This is a genomic window from Shewanella psychrotolerans (assembly GCF_019457595.1).
Lineage (GTDB): Bacteria > Pseudomonadota > Gammaproteobacteria > Enterobacterales > Shewanellaceae > Shewanella > Shewanella psychrotolerans.
On record NZ_CP080419.1, the window covers coordinates 2091114 to 2110536 of the forward strand.

The following is a 19423-nucleotide window of genomic DNA, read 5'->3' on the forward strand; positions in this document are numbered from 1 at the left end:
TTTTTGTTTTTCATCGCCAAGAACAGCATTCAAATAATAGCTATCTTTATCAAACATTCTTCAGTTTTATGCATTGAAACCCATAAATATTGCGGTAAATCTCATTGAAGTGGAAAAATTGTTGCGTTGAATAAAATCCTCTATGAAGCACAAGATGACAGTGGTATAACTAGCGACGAACCCTACATTAACACTTTATTTTAGGAATGCCGTCATGATATTTAACCAGGTAGAACTGGCTCCTGCAGATCCAATTCTAGGTCTTACCGATTCATTTAAAGCTGATCCTCGATCTGAGAAGGTCAATTTAGGTGTTGGTATTTATAAGGATGAGTCTGGTCAGACTCCAATTCTGAAGTCGGTTAAATTGGCTGAGCAGAAATTGTTAGGAAATGAAACGAGTAAAAGTTATCTGGGCATTGAAGGCGTTCAGGCGTACAACCATGCAGTACAAACTCTCTTGTTTGGTGCGGATAGCAGTGTCGTTAACGCGCAGCGCGCTGCAACTGCGCAAGCGCCAGGTGGCACAGGTTCGTTACGGGTAGCGGCTGAATTTGTGGTTCGTAATACCGACTCGAAAACCATATGGGTAAGTAATCCAACTTGGGCCAATCACAACAATATTTTCTTATCTGCTGGTTTAGACGTTAAGCAATACACTTACTACGATGCATCAACCCATAGTATGGATTTCGATGCGATGTTAGCCGATCTTGAGCAAGCCAAGACTGGCGATCTGGTACTTTTACACGGTTGTTGTCATAACCCAACGGGTATCGATCTTAATATCACTCAATGGGAAGTGATAGCTCAGTTATGTTTGGAAAAAGAGTTAGTACCACTATTTGACTTTGCCTATCAAGGATTCGGAGATGGCGTAGAAGAAGATGCACAAGGTTTACGTGCCGTAGCAAACGTGGTCCCAGAATTGATCGTTGCTAATTCTTTTTCAAAGAACTTTGGTCTCTATAATGAGCGTATTGGTGCAGTGACTATTGTTGCTAAAGATAAAGAAACCGCTGATACTGCATTTAGCCAAGTAAAAAGTACCATTCGCGGTAACTATTCTAATCCTCCAGCACATGGCGCACTGATCGTTGCTACCATTTTAGGTGATGATGAACTCAAAGCGCTGTGGTTGTCAGAGTTACAACAGATGAGAGACCGTATCGCTCAGATGCGGGTGCTTTTTGTCGATACGTTAAAAACGGAAGGCGTAACTCAAGATTTTAGCTTTATTTCGACTCAAAATGGTATGTTCAGTTTTTCAGGCTTGAACAAGTCACAAGTCGGGCGCCTAAAGGACGAGTTTGGGATCTATATTGTAGGTTCTGGCCGCATCAGTGTGGCAGGTATGACTTGTGACAATATGCCCGCCATCTGCAAAGCGATAGCACAAGTAATCTAATATTTTGTGTTGAATTACAATTTAAAAATCCCATTGCATGCCTGTAATGGGATTTTTATCCCTTTACGTTAAGTTCTGGTGACGCAACGATTAACGATAAAGCGTCAACCAATGCTTGGCGATCATGGAGTGCGACATGATGTCTACTACGAAGCGGATAGTAAGTAATATTGCCCTCGGTGAGATAAGACTCACCATTACATAAAACGTGATCGACCGCTTTGTTTCCAAGAACCTGTTTGAACCAATGCAAGCGCTTATCTAAACTAAAGTTTGCCGCTGTTGATGGTTCTTCCGTGAGATTTTCTATTAAAATAATTTTTGCTCTAGACTCAGTTAATGCTTGGCTGAGTAGGGGCAATAGCAGTGGCGGCATAATACTGGTTAAAAAACTGCCAGGTCCTAAAATAATTAACTCAGCATTTTTTATTGCCAAATAGGCCTCATGTGTGGCTTCGACCATTGGCTCAAGTGATAGTGCAATAGGATCTTCCTTCATTTCATCAACTTGTACTTCACCGAATATACGATTTCCACAAGATTGAATAGCCACTAAATGGGTTGGTTGCTCAGACATTGGGATCACTTTGGTTTGAATGTTTAGTAGCCTTCGAATTAGATTAACCGCATCGAGTGGTCTGACACACAACTGATCCAGCGCCAAAAGGATAAGATTGCCTAAATTGTGATTGTTTAACTCGCTATTACCTTCGAAACGGTATTCAAATAATAACGAGCCGATTGAGGGACGACTGGCAAGTTGGGATAAACAGTTCCGCAGATCGCCCCAAGCGATACAATCTTGTTCTTGTCTTAAACGGCCTGTTGAACCACCATTATCGGTAGTTGCAACAATTCCAGTTAGACGCGGGCCTAAAAATGATAATGAGGAGAGAACTCTGCCAAGTCCATGGCCTCCGCCAATTGCCACTACATTTGAAAATTGATTAAGTGCATTGTTTTGCATTCGGGTCTTTCCTTCCTGAATCCCCTGATCGAACGGTGGCCATTATATCCAATATCACCGCTTAGCATAGCGGTTTTGTTAAAATTGCCAGATGACATATAATCGATGCGATATAGTCTAAAAAGAGCGAGCTAATTTGAAAACAGGTCTAATCAACAAACTTATATTGTCGTTAGCCATCGTGGTTTTGGCTTTATTAGCAATTAAACTGATATTGATCGAACGGGATTCGATTCAGAGTCAAGAAGTGAATGGGAAACTATTAAAAAACAAACTCAAGTACAGTGCTATTCCAGATTTTGACGCAATAGTCGATGTTGGCGAAAAGAAACAAGCATTTTTTGATTTTTTGCGACCAGCTATATCTCACCATAACGCGATTATCCTCGATGAGAGAAAATTTTTGCTTCAGTCGCAGCAACATCTGGCAGAGGATCTTATGTTGTCCGAGGCGGAGGAGTTTCGAATTTTCAAAATAGCCAGTAAGTATCAATATGCCATGCGCAGCGTTACTCAAGACACATTAGATAATCTTCTCGTTCGAGTCGATATTATTCCTGAGAACCTTGTGCTTATTCAGGCTGCTAATGAAACTGGATGGGGAAGTAGTCGATTTGCTAAAGAAGGCCTTAATTTTTTTGGACAATGGTGCTTTAAAAAGGGCTGCGGGCTTATACCACAATCGCGTTCTAAAGGCATGAGTCATGAAGTTGCTGTTTTTAAAAGTGTTGATGAATCTGTTGGCTCCTACATGCGCAATCTAAATTCAAATGCTGCATACTCCCTGCTAAGAGCAATAAGGGCCGATCTTAGAGCGGAAGATCAGCCTGTTAGCGCTGATAAACTGGTATACGGTTTAATGAATTATTCAGAACGTCAAGAAGCTTACATTGATGAGTTACTTGAAATGTTACGTCATAACAATCAATATTTGGTGGAAAATAATGAACAAAGGCCTGCTGTTTAGTTGCCTATTTGCTGTGAGTTTTGTAGCACAATCATCACCGATATCTCTTGAATATCAAGGGTTTTATCAAAGGTTGAAACAGGTAAATAAAGGACACTACCCACTCATCGAACTCGTTTTTTCGGTGCCCAAAGATAATGGGTGTATCATTCAAGACGGTTTTATTAGCACCGAAAAAGAGCGGTTTCCACTGACCATCACGGCAGAGCAAAGAGTGTTTATTCCTTTCGATGAAAGGCTGAAGTCTGATCGGGCATTAATTAATTTACAGATGGAAAATGATGCCAGCCTCTGTGGCGTCGCTATGCAAATAAGAGCCAAACGACCAATGATTGATTATGGCAAAGCTGATCTATTAGCCATTCAATCACAAATGGATGAACTGCTTCACAGTATGCAAGGTTTTCCGATGCGTTATTTTACTGACGATATTGCTGGCGTCAGTTTTGAATTCGTTGAACCAGCTAGTGTAACAATTGATGGAAAGATGGAGTTAATAGAAGGGACATATAGATTGTCTCGCCAACATATTAATACCATGACAAAACTCTCTTTTAGTCGTGAACCTAATGTCATTAGCCCGTGGATAAATCACTAGCCTCAATAGCAATATAAAAGCCCTCAATATTACTCTATATCATTAGGGGCTTTTATATTTGCAGTTTTACTTTTCGTCGACGACAGCCAATTACGGCGTATAAGTGCTGACCACATTAATTTTTAAGGCGTCAGTGTTACGCTTGGCTTCATCTAAATCAATATGACCACTGTTGGATAAATCAAGAAAGTCGAATGCTGGAAGATCTGACTCGGCTACATCGCCTTTCATTGGTGCGTTCGGATCTTGCTTCAATGACACAAAATCGAATTGAGATCTATCAACACCTTGTGAAGGGCTAGTGTTTTGCATCGCTGTAAAGATGGTTTCTAAGCGGCCAGGAAACTGTTTATCCCAAGTATTTAACATATCTTTGATTGCTGCACGTTTAAGGTTTTCTTGTGAGCCACACAGGTTACATGGAATTATCGGAAACTGTTTTAGCTCGGCGTATTCAGCAATATCTTTTTCACGGCTGTAGGCGAGGGGACGGATCACTACATTCGAACCATCATCAGAACGGAGCTTTGGCGGCATTGCTTTTTGTTTACCAGCATAAAACATATTGAGAAACAGGGTCTCAATAATATCGTCGCGATGATGGCCTAATGCAATTTTGGTTGCGCCAATTTTTTGAGCGAAGCCATAGAGGGTGCCTCTTCGCAAGCGGCTACAAAGAGAACAAGTTGTTTTGCCTTCAGGTATTTTATCTTTAACAATTGAGTAGGTATCTTTCTCTAAGATATGATAAGGCACATTTAAGGTATCTAAATAAGCTGGCAAAATATCTTCAGGGAACCCTGGTTGCTTCTGGTCGAGGTTAACTGCGACTAAGTTAAATGATACTGGCGCACGTTGCTGTAAGTTAATCAGGATATCTAACATGGCGTAGCTATCTTTTCCGCCAGAAAGACAGCACATTACCGTATCACCCTCTTCAATCATGTTGTAGTCGGCAATAGCGGTGCCTACTTCACGTCGAAGACGTTTCTGGAGTTTATTTAACCTCGTGATCTGCTTTTTTGAGAGGGTATCGTCAGACATAATAAAAAACGCGCCTAGTATCATCAAATTCTGGGCGCGTAGTATAGCTTAAAAAATTCGGCTTAAGAAGTGAAGCTTGTCAGCTTAATCATCTTCTAATGGTGACTTGTAACCATCGGGTTTGATTGCCAGTAAATCGCAATTAATGCTATCAATGACGTGCTCGGCGGTATTTCCGATAAGGGCTGCGGAAAAGCCAGTTCGCCCAACAGTTCCAAGGATCACAAGTTCAGCATCGAGTTGCTCTGCTAGTTCAGGAATGACATCCTCAGGTAAGCCTTCTTTTATATGACAAAAGTCGCTGGATATTCCGTAGTTATTTGCAAGATAGCAAACACGTTGCTCGTGCTGCATTCGGATGGTTTCGCTATAGGTATGCGCATCGAAATCAGGGAGTTCAATCGCCAAATTTACTGGCGTACCAGGATACCCATTAACTAAATGAACTTGAGCATCAAACTTTTTAGCAAGATCCAGTGCGTGCTCAATAATTTTACCGTTTAAGGTTTGATGATCGTCATCTTCAGAGGCTACGTTGATGGCACACAAAATTTTACCGGCGACAGGCCAATCATGCTCTTTCACTAGCAGCACTGGTACAGGTGCTTTTCGCATCAAATGCCAATCTGTTGGTGTAAAAATGACTGATTTTAACTTGTCGTGTTGATGGGTTCCTTTGACGATAAGATCGAAACCACCTTCAAGCGCATGTAAAATAATGCTTTCGAACGGACGATTATGCCAAACCACTTCACTTTCTATCACGACGCCACTCGTTTCATATTCCACTAGCAAATCTTCTAACCATGCTTTACGTTGGGCAATAACGCCTTGACGCATGGCTTCGCGTTCTTGACCAGAAAGTATCGAGGTCATCTCATAGGAGAAATCGAAGATGGACAAAAATACAGAAATAGCGGCTTGATTCTTAGAAGCTAATTCAATGGCTCTTGCGAGGGCTGGTTGTTTGTCGTTAGTTGGATCCACTACAACAAGGATTTTATTATAGTCCTTCATAGATGATTCCTTTATCTGATGTGGTAGTTTAATAATGAGCGATATAGAGCAAATTGCCTTGTTTTAGATCAAATTTGACCGTTATATCGTATATTTAGCGACCGATCTTATTGTTTCCAGCTAGTTTATTCAAAGCTTCAAAATTGATTATTGTTATGTACTTTCCTTTAACTTCTATCAATTCAGCCTTTTGAAATCGTCCTAAAAGTCGACTAATGGTTTCGACAGTCAACCCTAGATAGTTACCAATATCACCGCGAGTCATGGTTAAACGAAATTCTTTAGGTGAAAACCCACGGCTACCAAATCGATTAGCGAGGTTGCTGATGAACGCTGCTAGGCGCTCTTCGGCATTCTTCTTACTCAAGAGCAAGATCATCTCCTGATCACTTTGAATTTCGTTACTCATTAATCGCATGATTTGTTGACGTAACTTAGGCATAGTGCCCGATAGATCATCGAGTGTTTCGTACGGGATCTCACACACCATAGATGTCTCTAACGCTTGAGCAAAGCTTTGATGAATTTGAGAGTGAATGCCGTCAAAACCAATCACATCGCCAGCTAAATGAAAGCCAGTAATTTGCTCATCACCTTGTTCGGTAATAGTGTAGCTTTTGACAGTGCCCGAGCGAATGGCGTAGAGCGACTTAAGAGAGTCACCAGATTTGAAGATTTGTTCACCTTTTTGTATCGGTTTTTTACGTTCAATGATCTCATCGAGTTGATCAAGCTCATTGTTATTTAACGTGAAAGGGATACATAAGGTTCCCATACTGCAGTCATGACAATGAATGGCGCATCCGGGCACGGCCGAACGACGACTTTTAATATAATCTGTCATAATCTCTCTCAAATTTCACAATTAGCCTTATGTTAAACTAATTTAATTAACTGAGCTAGCTAAGCTGTGCAAATGCAATATACAAAGTCTGTATACCAAAGCTTACCAGTATCAAACCACTGAATAAACGTACCGCACGTTTCATGACCAGTTGTGCAAAAAACTGCGCTGCAACGCCTGCGCTGACTAACGCAGGAAGCGTTCCTAGGCCAAATGCAGCCATAATCAACGCGCCTTGTTGAGCACTATTTGCAGCAACTGACCAGGTCAATGTGCTATAGACTAAACCACAGGGCAGCCAGCCCCAGAAAAAGCCAGCCACGAATGCTTGTTTCAGATTCTTTATCGGTAGCAATCGATTAGCGACAGGTCCGACGACCTTCCATACCAATTTACCTAACCTTTCAATTTGAACGACACCGGACCAAATTTGCGCAATATACAAACCCGTTGCGATCATCATCATCCCAGCAAAAATTCGCATACTGATCAAATATAGATCAAGACTGAAAAGAGTGCTGAGCACGCTAGCGGATCCGCCGATAAGGGCACCTGCGATGGTATAACTTAAGATGCGTCCAAAATTGTAACTCAATATAAATTGTAACTGAGCGGCAAGCATATTTTGCCCGGGTGGCTTGGGTAACTGCTGTGAGAAGGCGCCAACAAGTCCACCACACATGCCAATGCAATGCCCTGCGCCCATCAATCCAACAAGAAATGCGCCTGTAACGGTGAAATCAATCAAAGTGGCTTCGACTCATCTTTAGCGGCATCTTTAGTTTTCTGAATGTCATCGTCAAATAAGATGGAAACACTCTGACGGTCTAGATCATCAAACTGCTCAGATTTTACCGCCCAAAAGAAAATTCCAACGGCAATAAGCACAAACAACATCGCGATAGGAATTAAAACGTAGATAATACTCATATTCGAACCTTTAGAAGTCTAAGACTGTTTGCTACCACGATTAGTGAGCTTGCAGACATTCCAATTGCGGCGATGTAGGGGACAACGTGACCTGTTACGGCTAGTGGAATAATGAATACGTTGTAGCCAAGCGCCCATAATAAGTTTTGACGGATGACCTTACTAGTCAATTTAGCTATTTTTACAGCATCGACGAAACGGGACAGCTGATCGCCAAGTAAAATCACATCGGCGCTATTTTTGGTTACTGCGGCGCCACTCCCCATCGCAATGGATAAATTGGCGCCAGCCAGCACAGGAGCATCGTTGATACCATCACCAAACATAGCGACAGCTTGCCTCTTTTGCATAGATTCAATCAGCGTAAGTTTATCACTTGGCTTAAGTGACTTATGTACATTATTGATACCGATTGATTTCGCGACCTCGTCAACGTGTGATGAACTATCTCCGCTGGCAATGCTTACGTCGCAGTTCATCGCTTTTAGTTGGCTCACCGTAGCTGCTGCATCAGGTCTAATTTCATCGACTAAATCAAATCGCGCCAGCATTTTGGATTTATCGGCTAAATATACCGCCTGTTGATCCAGTATAGGTAATGCGATATTAAGTTCGGCGTTAATAAACTGAGCACTGCCAATACAGAAGGTCTCATTATCAATATTGGCTTTGATCCCCAAACCTGAAAGATTTCTGCTGTGGCTAGTTAAAATCGAATTATCCCGGTATTTTTCGAATGCGCGAGCGATAGGGTGGAGCGAACTGGACTCCAATGCCGCCGCTATCGATAAGACTCTTTTTTCAGAGAGGTCACTGTAGAGCTCGATATGGGCAATCGTCAGGCTGCCACAGGTTAGTGTACCTGTTTTATCAAATACTACATGTTCAATCTTGGGTAGCTTTTCGAAGACGCCAGGTTTTTTGGCCACGACGCCGATACGAGTAAATAGACCTGTCGCGCAGGTTACTGCGGTGGGCGTCGCTAACGCCAAGGCGCAAGGGCAGGTAGCAACCAGCACAGATAAAGTCACCCAAAAGGCGTCTTCTGGCCAGTAGGTTTTCCATATCATATAGGTCAATGCTGCAACGATAAGGATTGTCCAAGTAAAATAGTTTGAAATCGTGTCAACATAGAGTGCGACTTTGGGTTTGTTGTTGGAGGCGGCTTCTTGTAAGCGGATGATCTCCGCGACGAGCTGATCTTGGCCTATGGCGGTGACTTTAACTTCGATAGGATGGTCAACATTGATGGTGCCAGCAAATACTTGGCTACCATCAACTTTGGCTACGGGCATCTGCTCACCGGTTAACATTGCTTCATTAACGCTGCTGCGCCCATTAATTAATTCACCATCGGCAGCAATGACCTCACCAGGTTTAACTAAAATGAGGTCGCCTATTTTAAGCCGCTTGGCAGGCACTTCACTATGCTGGCCTTGTGCATCAATAAGGTTGGCCGTTAACGGGATCAATTTATGGAGATTATTAGAGCTTACCGAGGCCTTCTGGCGCGCATTTTGTTCGAAGAAGCGGCCCAATAGTAAAAAGAAGGTAAACATACTCACCGATTCAAAATAGACTTCACCTTGACCGCTGACCGTTGCGATACAACTTGCGATGTAGGCACCGCATATTGCAATGGATACAGAGACATCCATATTCAGTCGACCTGATAACATGGATCTTAACGCACTAAAATAGAAAGGTTGAGCTGAATAAAATACCACTGGCGCAGCAAATATCATGCTAACCCAGCGAAAATAATCACGATATTCAACATCGAGATCGGTGAAGTAATCAGAATAGAGTGCTAGCGCGAACATCATCACTTGCATTGTCGCAAAGCCTGCTAGTCCAAGTCTCAATAAAAATTTACGACTATTACGCTTACTTTGGATCTCTTCGTCATCAACTTGATAGGGGGCTGCTTGATAACCTATTTGACTAATAAGTGTTAAAATTTCACTGAGTTTTATTATTGTCGGATCCCAGTTAACTAGCGCTCTTTCTGTGGTGGTATTCACAGCAATACGATTAATGCCTTTTACCGTTTTTAGCTTATGTTCGATAAGCCAAGCACATGCGGCGCAAGTTATGCCATCTATTGTTAACGATACATCACATGTCTCGTTACTGGTATGAACAAAGTCTTGTTGTACTTCTTTTAGATCGAAAGCAGAGTAGGTCGTTAACTCATCGGGAACCAAGGCGGTTTGCTTACTACCTAGTTCGGTGCGGTATTTGTAATAATTTGTCAGCCCAGCATCAATAATTGCAGCGGATACCGCCTGACAACCTGGGCAACACATAGGCTGAAGTTGATCATTAATCAGCGTCGTAAACTGCGAGCCAGTTTGCACTGGCTCACCACAATGAAAACAGGCTACTGGACTCATTAATTTAGCCAGTACTGAGCGTCATCTTTAAGATCTAGACGTTTTTGAATGCGCCAAGATTTATCATACCCTTCGAGTCTAACTTCCCACAGACCACTGATAGGAGCATCTAATTTAATACGATAGATACCTTGGCCGTCAGCTGTCGCTATCTCGCCAAAGTCGCGCTTTTGTAACGTGGGGTGGAAAAACTCAACACTTAATGCTGCTTGATAAGCTTCGCCGCCATGCTGAGTCAGCATAATTTCGTTATCGTCGAGCGTTAATTCAAACTGCATACCGAGCTGCTTTGCCTGCTTTAACTTACGCAGATCCATGTTGATAGCTTTACCATCTTTATAGTAATCCTCGGACACTAATGAGTCTTTATTATTAATTGCGACCATCAACAGATTAACACTGGCGATGACGGCGCACAGAGGCAAAATGATCAGAAACCAAGGCCAAAACTGTTTATACCAAGCTTGCGGTTTGTTCATGGGTACTACCTGTCGTTTTTGTTGGTCTCATTTTACCGTTAATTACGGCGAATCGCACCTAAAAAAAAGGCCTCGAACTACTCGAGGCCTTAATGTTGTTTTTATGTAACTACTTGTTTGACAAGCTATATACGTATGCAGTAATAACGTGAACTTTCTCTTCACCTAAAACGTCTTTCCACGCTGGCATCACACCAGAACGACCGTTTTTGATGCTTTCCATGATCACGCCACGGCTGCCACCATAGAGCCATGCGTTGTCAGTTAGGTTAGGTGCACCCATAAACTTGTTACCCGTGCCGTCCATACCATGACAAGCAAAACAACCTTTCATGAATGACCCTTGGCCTTGAGCAGCAAGTTCAGCATCGTGTTCACGACCTGACAACTTAAAGACATATTCAGCTAGACCTTTCAATTCAGAGTCTTCAATCGGTAATCCGCCTTTAGGAGGCATCATGCCATGACGACCGTTCATAATTGTCGTCTTGATCGTCGCAAGTTCGCCACCATATAGCCAAGCCGAGTCAGTTAGGTTAGGGAAGCCTTTAGAACCACGCGCATCACTTCCGTGACACTGGGCGCAGTTTTGCAGGAACAAACGGCCGCCTACTTTAAGCGCTTCTTCATTCTTAACTAGCTCTTCAAGAGGAGTTGCTAAGTATGCCTCAAAAATAGGACTGTACTTGGCGTTTGCTTTCTCAACTTCTTTATCATACTGAACCCAACGACCTTCTTTAGCGGCGAGCTCAATTGCTGCCTCTGAGTCGGCTTTAATACCGTTTTCAGTACCAATGCTTTGGTTCGAGCTTGACCAACCGAGGAAACCTTTAAAGTTACCTAAACCGGGATAAAGCGCTAAATAGATAACGCCAAAAACGATAGTCAAATAGAACATATAACTCCACCATTTTGGTAGTGGGTTATTGATCTCTTCAATACCGTCAAAGGCATGGCCCATTGACTTGCCTTCTTCAACACCTGTGGTGTTTTTAGAGACGAGTCTCAATAGGATGAAACATCCCGCGATTACCACTATTGTGAGTACGGTAATCCAAATACTCCAGAAGCTACTCATCATCACTTATGCTCTCCTGAGTCCTTGAGTTTCTCTTCATCTGAGAAAACAAGGTTAGCGGCTTCGTCAAACTGTTTTTTGCGACGACCGCTATAAGCCCATGCAAAAATACCGACAAACGTCAACATTACGACAATGGTGATAATCCCTTGTACTGTTCCGTAATCCATATTATTGCCTCCAATTTATTTCAGTGCGTGACCTAGCGACTGTAGGTATGCGATTAACGCCTGCATCTCAGTTTTGCCTTCAACTGCCTTTTGAGCGTTATCGACATCTTCTTGAGAATAAGGAACACCGAAACCACGGAAAACTTCCATTTTCTTAGCAGTCAACTTACCGTCTAGGACGTTTTCTGCTAACCATGGGAAACCGGGCATATTAGATTGAGGAACCACTGCACGAGGGTCAATCAGATGCACTTCATGCCAACGGTCACTGTAACGACCGCCAACACGGGCCAAGTCAGGACCTGTACGCTTAGAACCCCAAAGGAAAGGGTGATCCCAAACTGATTCGCCTGCTACTGAGTAGTGACCATAGCGTTCAGTTTCAGCTCTTAATGGGCGGATCATTTGACTGTGGCAGCCAACGCAACCTTCGCGAATATAGATATCACGACCTTCAAGTTCTAAAGCTGAATAGGGACGCAGACCGTCTACCGGTTCTGTCGTATCTTTTTGGAACAGAAGGGGAGTTATCTGTACCAAACCACCAAAACTAATTGCTATGACGGTGAAGATACCCAGTAGACCGATGTTCTTTTCCACTATTTCATGATTAAATTTCATCAGATCTACTCCTTATGCTTCAGCAAGTGCTGGCAAAGATTCTTTTGGTGCTCTAACTGTCTTAGTTACGTTATATGCCATTAACAGCATACCCGTCACGAAGAAACAACCACCTAAGAAACGAACAAAGTAGAATGGGTAAGAAGCTTCAAGACTCTCTACAAAGCTGTAAGTCAAGGTACCGTCAGAGTTAACTGCGCGCCACATTAAGCCTTGCATAACACCCGAAATCCACATAGAAACGATGTACAGTACGGTACCAATTGTAGCCAACCAGAAATGTACATTAATCAATTTAGTACTGTACATACGGCCATGGCCATATACCGCTGGGATGAGGTGATAAAGCGAACCAATTGAAACCATAGCAACCCAACCTAACGCACCAGAGTGAACATGACCAATAGTCCAGTCTGTGTAATGAGAAAGGGCGTTAACCGTCTTGATTGCCATCATTGGTCCTTCGAAGGTAGACATACCGTAGAATGACAATGACACAACAAGGAATCGTAAAATCGGATCGGTTCTTAACTTATGCCAAGCACCTGATAGGGTCATGATACCGTTGATCATACCGCCCCAAGATGGCGCAAATAGGATCAGAGACATCACCATACCAAGTGACTGAGTCCAGTCAGGCAGTGCTGTATAATGCAGGTGGTGAGGACCAGCCCAGATATATAAAGCGATCAATGCCCAGAAGTGAACGATAGATAAACGGTAAGAATAAACAGGGCGACCAGCTTGTTTAGGTACAAAGTAGTACATCATACCTAAGAAACCTGCAGTTAGCAGGAAGCCAACAGCGTTGTGTCCATACCACCATTGAACCATGGCATCTACTGCGCCTGAGTACAACGAGTAAGACTTAAATAGGCTAACAGGCACGGCCATAGAGTTCACAATGTGTAACACGGCTACCGTTATGATGAAGGCACCAAAGAACCAGTTCGCAACATAAATATGCGATGTTGTTCTTTTGACTATGGTGCCAAAGAACACCACGGCATAAGCTACCCAAACGATAGTAATGGCGATATCAATAGGCCATTCTAACTCTGCATATTCTTTACTACTGGTTAAACCCAGTGGCAAAGTGATCACTGCAGATAAAATGATTGCTTGCCATCCCCAGAAAGTAAATGCAGCTAGCTTAGGTGCAAATAGACGGGTTTGACAGGTACGCTGGACGATATAGTAAGATGTTGCGAAAAGTGCTGAAGTACCGAACGCGAAAATCACGGCGTTAGTGTGCAGAGGTCTAAGACGACTATACGTTAACCATGGAGTATCGAAGTTCAGTTGTGGCCAGATTAACTGTGCCGCGATCAATACACCCACTGCCATACCAATAATTCCCCACATGACTGTGGTTAATGCAAATTGGCGGACAACGGTGTAATTGTAATCAGCGCCTTGAGGCTGGGAATGGTTCATCATATTGCTTCCACTGCTTATTACTTATACTTATTGTTTGAGTAAAGTCATGCTTTACCCGGTAAAGTGACCTCAAAAGTTTGTTCCCTACGAAACAAACTGGAATGTGTCAATGTGTTGCACAACATTAACGCGAATTAATGCTGAGTAATGCAATGATACTTGAGCAACATCAAAAAAGATAGGAATTATGCGGTTCTGAACATTGATCCAGATCAAACTACATATATAGAATGTAAACACTTTGATTCAGAAGGTTAAAAATTGTGCTGACGAGAATGATGGGTTACAAAGCTGCTGCGACTTTAGCAATAGCGTTTAGCTTTACGTTATTAGGGTGTTCCAAGGTAAATGAGCCCGCAACAGAAGCAGCATTATCAAGTGCTGAAACGCCATTTTCAGTGGATAAAACCTTATGTGAGTTCGGTTTAAAAGCATGTACTAAAACAGTTAAAGGCATCACGATTACCTTGGCCATTTCGCCACCAGACACCCCAAGCGAAAGGCCTTTAGATGTATATTTAGACTTCACAAAACCCGTCGATAATCTCAGTGCTAGAGTTGAAGGAAGAGATATGTTTATGGGGATTATTCCTATGAAATTAGCCCAAACGGCTGAAAATCGATATCAGGGTAAGTTAATATACGGTTCATGCAGCAGTAACTACATGGTTTGGCGAATGTTTGTTAGTTTCAATGTCGATGGCAAGTCACAAACTGTGCTATTTGATTTTCTGGCTGACAGTGATGAGGCCACTAGATAGTATAAAGACTGGTGCGATGATTAATTAAATCATGCTCCAGTTGGTATACGCTGCTTCTGCTCTACGCTAATTTTCATCTGAGAGTTCAATTCTAACTTTATTAAATATCTCAATATTATCGATGAAAACTTGTGCCAGTTCTGGATCAAAGTGATGACCAGCCTCCCGTTTCATTTCATCGATAACGTCTTCAATAGGCCATGCGGGTTTATAACAACGTGCATGAGATAACGCATCAAATACGTCTGCAATGGCAACGATTCGAGCAAAGATATGAATATCTTTACCTTTAAGTCCACTTGGATAACCAGAACCATCGTACTTTTCATGATGTTGCAGCGCAATAATCGCTGCAGCGTTCAATATTGGGCGCTCTGAATTACCCAAAATTTGATGGCCGACTGCAGGATGTTGACGCATGATTGCCCACTCATCATCGGTTAACTTTCCTGGCTTCAATAAGATAGCATCAGGGGTCGCGATTTTCCCTATATCATGCATAGGGGAGGCGTGTTTAATGAGTACAGCTTGTTGTTCGTCAAGACCTGCGAGCAACGCGAGTCTATAGCAATATTCCGCCATTCTTTTAACATGGTTTGCCGCTTCCTTAGAGCGGCTTTCAACGACATCTCCCAAACGGAAAATGAGTTCAGATTGGGTATCTTCAAGCTCTTTGTTGAGTAGCAAATTCTCAAACGCGACACCGACGTTAACTGCAAAGATGTCGATAAGTCGTTTATCAAGTTCACTAATGGTATGGATGTTGTCCATATATAGCAGATTGATCCAACCGCTTTTAGCGGGAAAATAACCAACAAAGAGATCATCTTCGTATAAGCATTGTCTTTCTTTGAGCGCTCTTTTTAATAATTGTTCGATAGGCTCAGGTATTGCTTTATCTTGGTGACTGGCAAATTGACCTGTGCCTGCGAGGATATGTAACTTGTCGGTATTGAGCACCTCACTCATCGCATCGATGCCGTTACAGCTAATTAGCATGGTTTCGCTATTGAGATTGAGAAGATTAGCGACTTGGGTTAAAAGACCATCGGCAAAATGATGTAGAGTACGAAGTTCGAATAAACCTGATGTGGCTTCAACTACACGCTCCAACCCTACACGATACTGTAATTGAGCTAATCTAGCTTGCTCTATTTCCATAATATCGCGATAACTTCTAAGGGCTGAATAAACGCTGGTAATGAGCTTTCTTGAATCTAGCTCAGCTTTAGCTTTATAGTCATTAATATCATAATTTACTATGACGTCTTCTTCAGGTGCTTGACCTGGCTGTCCTGTTCTGAGTATTAATCTAATGGACTTATTTTTATTTTCTTCTCGGATCCAACGCACAAGTTCTAAACCAGCGTGATCGCTTTCCATTACAACGTCCACAAACGCCATCGCTACATCGTTATGACTTGCTAGTATGCTTTTAGCTTCTTCACCACTGTAGGCATTTATAAACTCTATTGGACGGTTATCGAGGCGAAATCTGGATAAAGCAAGCTTAGTAACTGTATGAACATCTCGCTCATCATCTACTATCAAAATACGCCAAGCTGGGCCTGTGCATTCTTCGGGAGCTTTCTTTCTACCCGCAAACAGAGGGCTTTTTTTTGCCATATCGATCAGCATTCAACATCCTCGACGTCAAAAAATAATGTACTAACAGTTATTGTAGAACAACATCAGATTTTGGCAGCCGTTTGTCAATGAAATAAAAGATTATTTTAGTATGGGGTGTAATGCTTTTTAGTGCATTTCCCCTTTAAATCGATGTATGCAAACTAGTACTTTTGTAGCTCGTTGAGGTCATGATACTGATGACAACTAATATAAAGCGCACTAACCTTGGTAAGAGAAGAGGGTTAGGACTGATTGCAAGACATCGGTACTTAGTCGAATCGTTATGCATGGTAGATGATTAACCCACTAGGAGAGATTGACTATTTTTTTACATAGACAGAGGGCTGAGATCTTACTGAAAGCTTAAAAAATTAACGGTGCTGTAAGCCTTCGCGCCGAGTCGCGACTTATCATGTTTAACGCATTGTTTCATTAAGATAAGGTGACGGTCAGCATTGGAACCTAGTTAACAGCGGGGCAAATAACACATTTTATTTAGTTGTTATTTATCAGTAACTAACAAAATATCGAAATGAGATGTGGTAGACTCACGCCTATCTTGCTTTAGCTAATCAATACTATCTATGAATAACATACAGATAAACTCGAGTTTACTGGAATGCCCTGTTTTACCTCTTTTTGAATCTAAGGAGTTTATTGAACAGGGAAACCCAATCATTAACCAACACATCACCGCGATTAGTATTAATTCCGTAAAAGACGCGGGTGTTGTTTATGAGTTAGCTTGTGATTTACTCTTTTCTCAGCGAGATAATGAAAACAGTTATAAAAGTTATCGTAGTGAATTAAGTTGTTTTTTACATTGGTGTTTCGATGTTGTGCAGTTGTCTCCCGATGAAGTCAGTCGGCGAGACATGGATAAGTTTGTCGCTTATTGCCAGAATCCACCCAAAGCTCTGATCGGTTATTTCAATGTTGCTCAGTTTCAACTCGATAAAGCCAGCGAACAACGAATTCCTAACCCTCATTGGCGACCATTTGTTGGTAAAAAAATCGACGGTAAAGTGCAACATTATATCTTGAGCGATAACGCGTTAAAAACCAAAATGGCTATATTATCATCATTTTATGGCTTTTTAATGGCAGAGGACTTTTGTGAGCGTAACCCCGCGCAAGCGTGGATGAATCATTCGCGTTTTGCACAAAAGCGAAAGTACAAAGCGAATGAAGACGATCTCAATACCTTGGCATTTACGGAGTTACAGTGGTCATATCTTATGTCTGGGGTCGAGGAATTAGCCAAGGCACAGCCAGAACTGCATCAACGTAGTCTGTTTTTGGTCAAGTTAATCTATAGTTGTTATTTAAGAGTCTCAGATGTGAGTGCTCGAGTCGGATATAGCCCGATAATGGGTCAGTTTGTTCAAGATAAACAAACAGGGATTTGGCGGTTTAATATCCCTAAAAGTAAAGGTGGAAAATCACGCAACATTCCTATCTCTAATGCACTGCTCGATGCACTCATTGAATATCGACGCTTTCTTGGTTTAAGTGAGTTACCCAAAGCAGACGAACAAACCCCACTGTTTATAAGGCATAAAGCTGCAGGCAGGGGAAGGGATGTCGGCTTTATAAACGCAAATCTTGGTATAAGACAGGTGAGGGAAGAACTTCAAAAAATCATTGAACATGGTGCTAACTGCGCGGAAAATGCTGGCATGTTTGAAGACGCAAAGGCGATGAGAAAATTAACGGCTCATAATATACGTCACACTGGGATCACGCATGATATTAATATTTACAGGCGTCCATTGTCGCATGTACAGGCTGATGCGGGCCACGAGAGCATCGATACCACGTCGCAATATTTACATACCACGCAAACAGAGCGTCATCAGAGTACGGTTAATAAACCCATTGATTCTTTAGCGGGAATTGAATAGTTATATTAAGAGGATAGAAATAATTAGCATAAAAAAAATCCCGTACCCTTTGGGGAAAGTACGGGATTAAGCCACTCTTGTGACACACAACATATTAAGTAAGGCTAGAATAAGTTGACCTAGCTACCATAATGGTCTTAGTTTTCAGTTAAATGTCTGAACAGTTACATTATGATTAACATCTAATTTTTAATCAGTTTTAATCGGTGTTATTAAGTTCCTATCTAAATAATATTTACCCGGTCATCAAAAATAGTCTAAAACGTATCAGTGTGTGATTTGTGTATAAAATGTGGCGGACTTGCACAAGGTCCTTTAATTACTAAAAATCCTCCTATAATAGTTCATCCAACGCTATAGATGACAGATTCGATTTTGATCGTTCAAAGGATGCCAATTCTAAAGTAATGACTGACGGCTAACTGCATCAGCTGATTTTCCCCGAAAATTCAGGTTCAACTGAAGTTTAAAAACGGGACAACATATCTAGCAGACCAATTCCAAACCGACAGCTCAAGCTTCATCGTCAATAACTTTGGCGGCCTTGAGCTTAAACGCTTTGGACTAACCATCAGCAAACTGTCAAAGCAGACAAGCAGCGACACGTTAAAAGTCGCTAATTAAGGAGAAATCATCATGGATGAACAATTAAACCAAGCTATCGAACTAGCCAAAGATATTGGCCATATCAATGAGTTTTTACTCAAAGGCATCGTTGTTGAAGATGTTCAAAAGCGATTAACGGCTCATGCTTGCGTGTTACTGGGTCGACTCGATGACACGCTAATTGAGATCAAGGAGGCCTCATGCAAGTCATCCAATATAAAGGCGTAACATTGGTTGCTCGTGATGATGCACCGACATATCAGTGCAAACACTGCTTTAAGGTATGGTGGGCAGATGATTTTGATAACTCAGTATTCATTGCTTGCCAAAATTGCCATGGAGAGCTCAGAGACATCACGGATGACGATCCAATAGAAACCTAAGCCATGATAGGCTAATGCCGATAAGTGACATGATCAACTGAATAGAAATACAGGCAGGCCGTTCTTTAAAAATCAAGGACTTGTGAAAAACGTTCAGGCTGAACGTCTAAAAGACGAATTAAAACTCAGGTTTTTCATATAGAAATACCAGTCCAAATTCAGGTTTTTGCAACCAAATTGT

The 19423-nt window shown here is 42.0% G+C and carries 20 protein-coding genes; 7 read left to right on the forward strand and 13 right to left on the reverse strand.

What is annotated here, in order from left to right:
• The first annotated feature begins 214 nt into the window (after positions 1 to 214).
• Positions 215 to 1408, forward strand: a complete 1194-nt coding sequence (locus K0I62_RS09280; protein WP_220071146.1) for an amino acid aminotransferase — start codon at positions 215 to 217, stop codon at positions 1406 to 1408.
• A 55-nt stretch (positions 1409 to 1463) separates the two neighbouring features.
• On the opposite strand, the gene yvcK is transcribed toward K0I62_RS09280, so the two are convergent.
• Positions 1464 to 2375: a uridine diphosphate-N-acetylglucosamine-binding protein YvcK gene (gene yvcK, locus K0I62_RS09285; protein WP_220071147.1), complete on the reverse strand. Its 912-nt coding sequence runs from the start codon at positions 2373 to 2375 to the stop codon at positions 1464 to 1466.
• Between the two features lie 136 nt (positions 2376 to 2511).
• Between yvcK and K0I62_RS09290 the strand changes: the two genes are divergently transcribed.
• Complete coding sequence (locus K0I62_RS09290; RefSeq protein WP_220071148.1) at positions 2512 to 3342, forward strand: glucosaminidase domain-containing protein; 831 nt, start codon at positions 2512 to 2514, stop codon at positions 3340 to 3342.
• Complete coding sequence (locus K0I62_RS09295; RefSeq protein ID WP_220071149.1) at positions 3320 to 3940, forward strand: DUF2987 domain-containing protein; 621 nt, start codon at positions 3320 to 3322, stop codon at positions 3938 to 3940. The genes K0I62_RS09290 and K0I62_RS09295 overlap by 23 nt, the downstream gene beginning before the upstream one ends.
• A gap of 90 nt (positions 3941 to 4030) precedes the next feature.
• Here the strand turns inward: K0I62_RS09295 and ttcA are convergent, their stop codons facing one another.
• The 11 genes from ttcA to ccoN all read right to left on the reverse strand — a co-directional run bounded on the left by ttcA (position 4031) and on the right by ccoN (position 13959).
• Entirely contained in the window at positions 4031 to 4984 is a 954-nt protein-coding gene (ttcA, locus tag K0I62_RS09300; protein ID WP_220071150.1) for a tRNA 2-thiocytidine(32) synthetase TtcA, read from the reverse strand.
• An 84-nt stretch (positions 4985 to 5068) separates the two neighbouring features.
• Entirely contained in the window at positions 5069 to 6001 is a 933-nt protein-coding gene (gene uspE / locus K0I62_RS09305; protein WP_220071151.1) for a universal stress protein UspE, read from the reverse strand.
• Between the two features lie 94 nt (positions 6002 to 6095).
• Positions 6096 to 6845 (reverse strand): electron transport transcriptional regulator EtrA, encoded by a 750-nt coding sequence (gene etrA, locus K0I62_RS09310; protein ID WP_220071152.1) that lies wholly within the window; start codon positions 6843 to 6845, stop codon positions 6096 to 6098.
• A gap of 55 nt (positions 6846 to 6900) precedes the next feature.
• A complete protein-coding gene (locus K0I62_RS09315; protein ID WP_220071153.1) occupies positions 6901 to 7593 on the reverse strand; it encodes a sulfite exporter TauE/SafE family protein in 693 nt (230 codons plus the stop codon).
• On the reverse strand, positions 7590 to 7775 hold the full coding sequence (ccoS, locus tag K0I62_RS09320; protein WP_220071154.1) for a cbb3-type cytochrome oxidase assembly protein CcoS: 186 nt from the start codon (positions 7773 to 7775) through the stop codon (positions 7590 to 7592). Before ccoS ends, K0I62_RS09315 begins: the two co-directional genes overlap by 4 nt.
• The gene (locus K0I62_RS09325) at positions 7772 to 10171 is read right to left on the reverse strand and encodes a heavy metal translocating P-type ATPase (protein WP_220071155.1); all 2400 of its coding nucleotides are present in this window, start codon (positions 10169 to 10171) and stop codon (positions 7772 to 7774) included. Before K0I62_RS09325 ends, ccoS begins: the two co-directional genes overlap by 4 nt.
• Complete coding sequence (locus K0I62_RS09330; RefSeq protein WP_220071156.1) at positions 10171 to 10650, reverse strand: FixH family protein; 480 nt, start codon at positions 10648 to 10650, stop codon at positions 10171 to 10173. The genes K0I62_RS09325 and K0I62_RS09330 overlap by 1 nt, the downstream gene beginning before the upstream one ends.
• Positions 10651 to 10759: 109 nt before the next feature.
• Complete coding sequence (gene ccoP / locus K0I62_RS09335; RefSeq protein ID WP_220071337.1) at positions 10760 to 11728, reverse strand: cytochrome-c oxidase, cbb3-type subunit III; 969 nt, start codon at positions 11726 to 11728, stop codon at positions 10760 to 10762.
• Between the two features lie 2 nt (positions 11729 to 11730).
• Positions 11731 to 11898, reverse strand: a complete 168-nt coding sequence (locus K0I62_RS09340) for a cbb3-type cytochrome oxidase subunit 3 (RefSeq protein ID WP_220071157.1) — start codon at positions 11896 to 11898, stop codon at positions 11731 to 11733.
• A 15-nt stretch (positions 11899 to 11913) separates the two neighbouring features.
• A complete protein-coding gene (gene ccoO / locus K0I62_RS09345; RefSeq protein WP_220071158.1) occupies positions 11914 to 12519 on the reverse strand; it encodes a cytochrome-c oxidase, cbb3-type subunit II in 606 nt (201 codons plus the stop codon).
• Positions 12520 to 12531: 12 nt separating this feature from the next.
• On the reverse strand, positions 12532 to 13959 hold the full coding sequence (gene ccoN, locus K0I62_RS09350) for a cytochrome-c oxidase, cbb3-type subunit I (protein ID WP_220071159.1): 1428 nt from the start codon (positions 13957 to 13959) through the stop codon (positions 12532 to 12534).
• A gap of 263 nt (positions 13960 to 14222) precedes the next feature.
• Between ccoN and K0I62_RS09355 the strand changes: the two genes are divergently transcribed.
• On the forward strand, positions 14223 to 14720 hold the full coding sequence (locus tag K0I62_RS09355) for a hypothetical protein (protein ID WP_220071160.1): 498 nt from the start codon (positions 14223 to 14225) through the stop codon (positions 14718 to 14720).
• A 66-nt stretch (positions 14721 to 14786) separates the two neighbouring features.
• Here the strand turns inward: K0I62_RS09355 and K0I62_RS09360 are convergent, their stop codons facing one another.
• Entirely contained in the window at positions 14787 to 16358 is a 1572-nt protein-coding gene (locus K0I62_RS09360) for a DUF3369 domain-containing protein (protein WP_220071161.1), read from the reverse strand.
• A gap of 575 nt (positions 16359 to 16933) precedes the next feature.
• Here K0I62_RS09360 and K0I62_RS09365 point away from each other — a divergent pair.
• The 3 genes from K0I62_RS09365 to K0I62_RS09375 all read left to right on the forward strand — a co-directional run bounded on the left by K0I62_RS09365 (position 16934) and on the right by K0I62_RS09375 (position 19242).
• On the forward strand, positions 16934 to 18253 hold the full coding sequence (locus tag K0I62_RS09365) for a tyrosine-type recombinase/integrase (RefSeq protein ID WP_220071162.1): 1320 nt from the start codon (positions 16934 to 16936) through the stop codon (positions 18251 to 18253).
• Between the two features lie 636 nt (positions 18254 to 18889).
• Positions 18890 to 19087: a hypothetical protein gene (locus K0I62_RS09370; protein ID WP_220071163.1), complete on the forward strand. Its 198-nt coding sequence runs from the start codon at positions 18890 to 18892 to the stop codon at positions 19085 to 19087.
• Positions 19060 to 19242: a hypothetical protein gene (locus tag K0I62_RS09375; protein ID WP_220071164.1), complete on the forward strand. Its 183-nt coding sequence runs from the start codon at positions 19060 to 19062 to the stop codon at positions 19240 to 19242. Before K0I62_RS09370 ends, K0I62_RS09375 begins: the two co-directional genes overlap by 28 nt.
• The last annotated feature ends 181 nt before the right edge of the window (positions 19243 to 19423 follow it).

What these genes read in the sequence shown, in the direction of transcription:
- ccoO (WP_220071158.1), bottom strand. Translation starts at nt 12,519, where the DNA reads ATGAAATTTAATCATGAAATAGTGGAAAAGAACATCGGTCTACTGGGT.
- uspE (WP_220071151.1), bottom strand. Translation starts at nt 6,001, where the DNA reads ATGAAGGACTATAATAAAATCCTTGTTGTAGTGGATCCAACTAACGAC.
- K0I62_RS09295 (WP_220071149.1), top strand. Translation starts at nt 3,320, where the DNA reads ATGAACAAAGGCCTGCTGTTTAGTTGCCTATTTGCTGTGAGTTTTGTA.
- ccoN (WP_220071159.1), bottom strand. Translation starts at nt 13,959, where the DNA reads ATGATGAACCATTCCCAGCCTCAAGGCGCTGATTACAATTACACCGTT.
- etrA (WP_220071152.1), bottom strand. Translation starts at nt 6,845, where the DNA reads ATGACAGATTATATTAAAAGTCGTCGTTCGGCCGTGCCCGGATGCGCC.
- K0I62_RS09330 (WP_220071156.1), bottom strand. Translation starts at nt 10,650, where the DNA reads ATGAACAAACCGCAAGCTTGGTATAAACAGTTTTGGCCTTGGTTTCTG.
- K0I62_RS09365 (WP_220071162.1), top strand. Translation starts at nt 16,934, where the DNA reads ATGAATAACATACAGATAAACTCGAGTTTACTGGAATGCCCTGTTTTA.
- K0I62_RS09325 (WP_220071155.1), bottom strand. Translation starts at nt 10,171, where the DNA reads ATGAGTCCAGTAGCCTGTTTTCATTGTGGTGAGCCAGTGCAAACTGGC.
- K0I62_RS09340 (WP_220071157.1), bottom strand. Translation starts at nt 11,898, where the DNA reads ATGGATTACGGAACAGTACAAGGGATTATCACCATTGTCGTAATGTTG.
- yvcK (WP_220071147.1), bottom strand. Translation starts at nt 2,375, where the DNA reads ATGCAAAACAATGCACTTAATCAATTTTCAAATGTAGTGGCAATTGGC.
- K0I62_RS09370 (WP_220071163.1), top strand. Translation starts at nt 18,890, where the DNA reads ATGGATGAACAATTAAACCAAGCTATCGAACTAGCCAAAGATATTGGC.
- K0I62_RS09280 (WP_220071146.1), top strand. Translation starts at nt 215, where the DNA reads ATGATATTTAACCAGGTAGAACTGGCTCCTGCAGATCCAATTCTAGGT.
- ccoS (WP_220071154.1), bottom strand. Translation starts at nt 7,775, where the DNA reads ATGAGTATTATCTACGTTTTAATTCCTATCGCGATGTTGTTTGTGCTT.
- K0I62_RS09360 (WP_220071161.1), bottom strand. Translation starts at nt 16,358, where the DNA reads ATGCTGATCGATATGGCAAAAAAAAGCCCTCTGTTTGCGGGTAGAAAG.
- K0I62_RS09375 (WP_220071164.1), top strand. Translation starts at nt 19,060, where the DNA reads ATGCAAGTCATCCAATATAAAGGCGTAACATTGGTTGCTCGTGATGAT.
- ttcA (WP_220071150.1), bottom strand. Translation starts at nt 4,984, where the DNA reads ATGTCTGACGATACCCTCTCAAAAAAGCAGATCACGAGGTTAAATAAA.
- ccoP (WP_220071337.1), bottom strand. Translation starts at nt 11,728, where the DNA reads ATGAGTAGCTTCTGGAGTATTTGGATTACCGTACTCACAATAGTGGTA.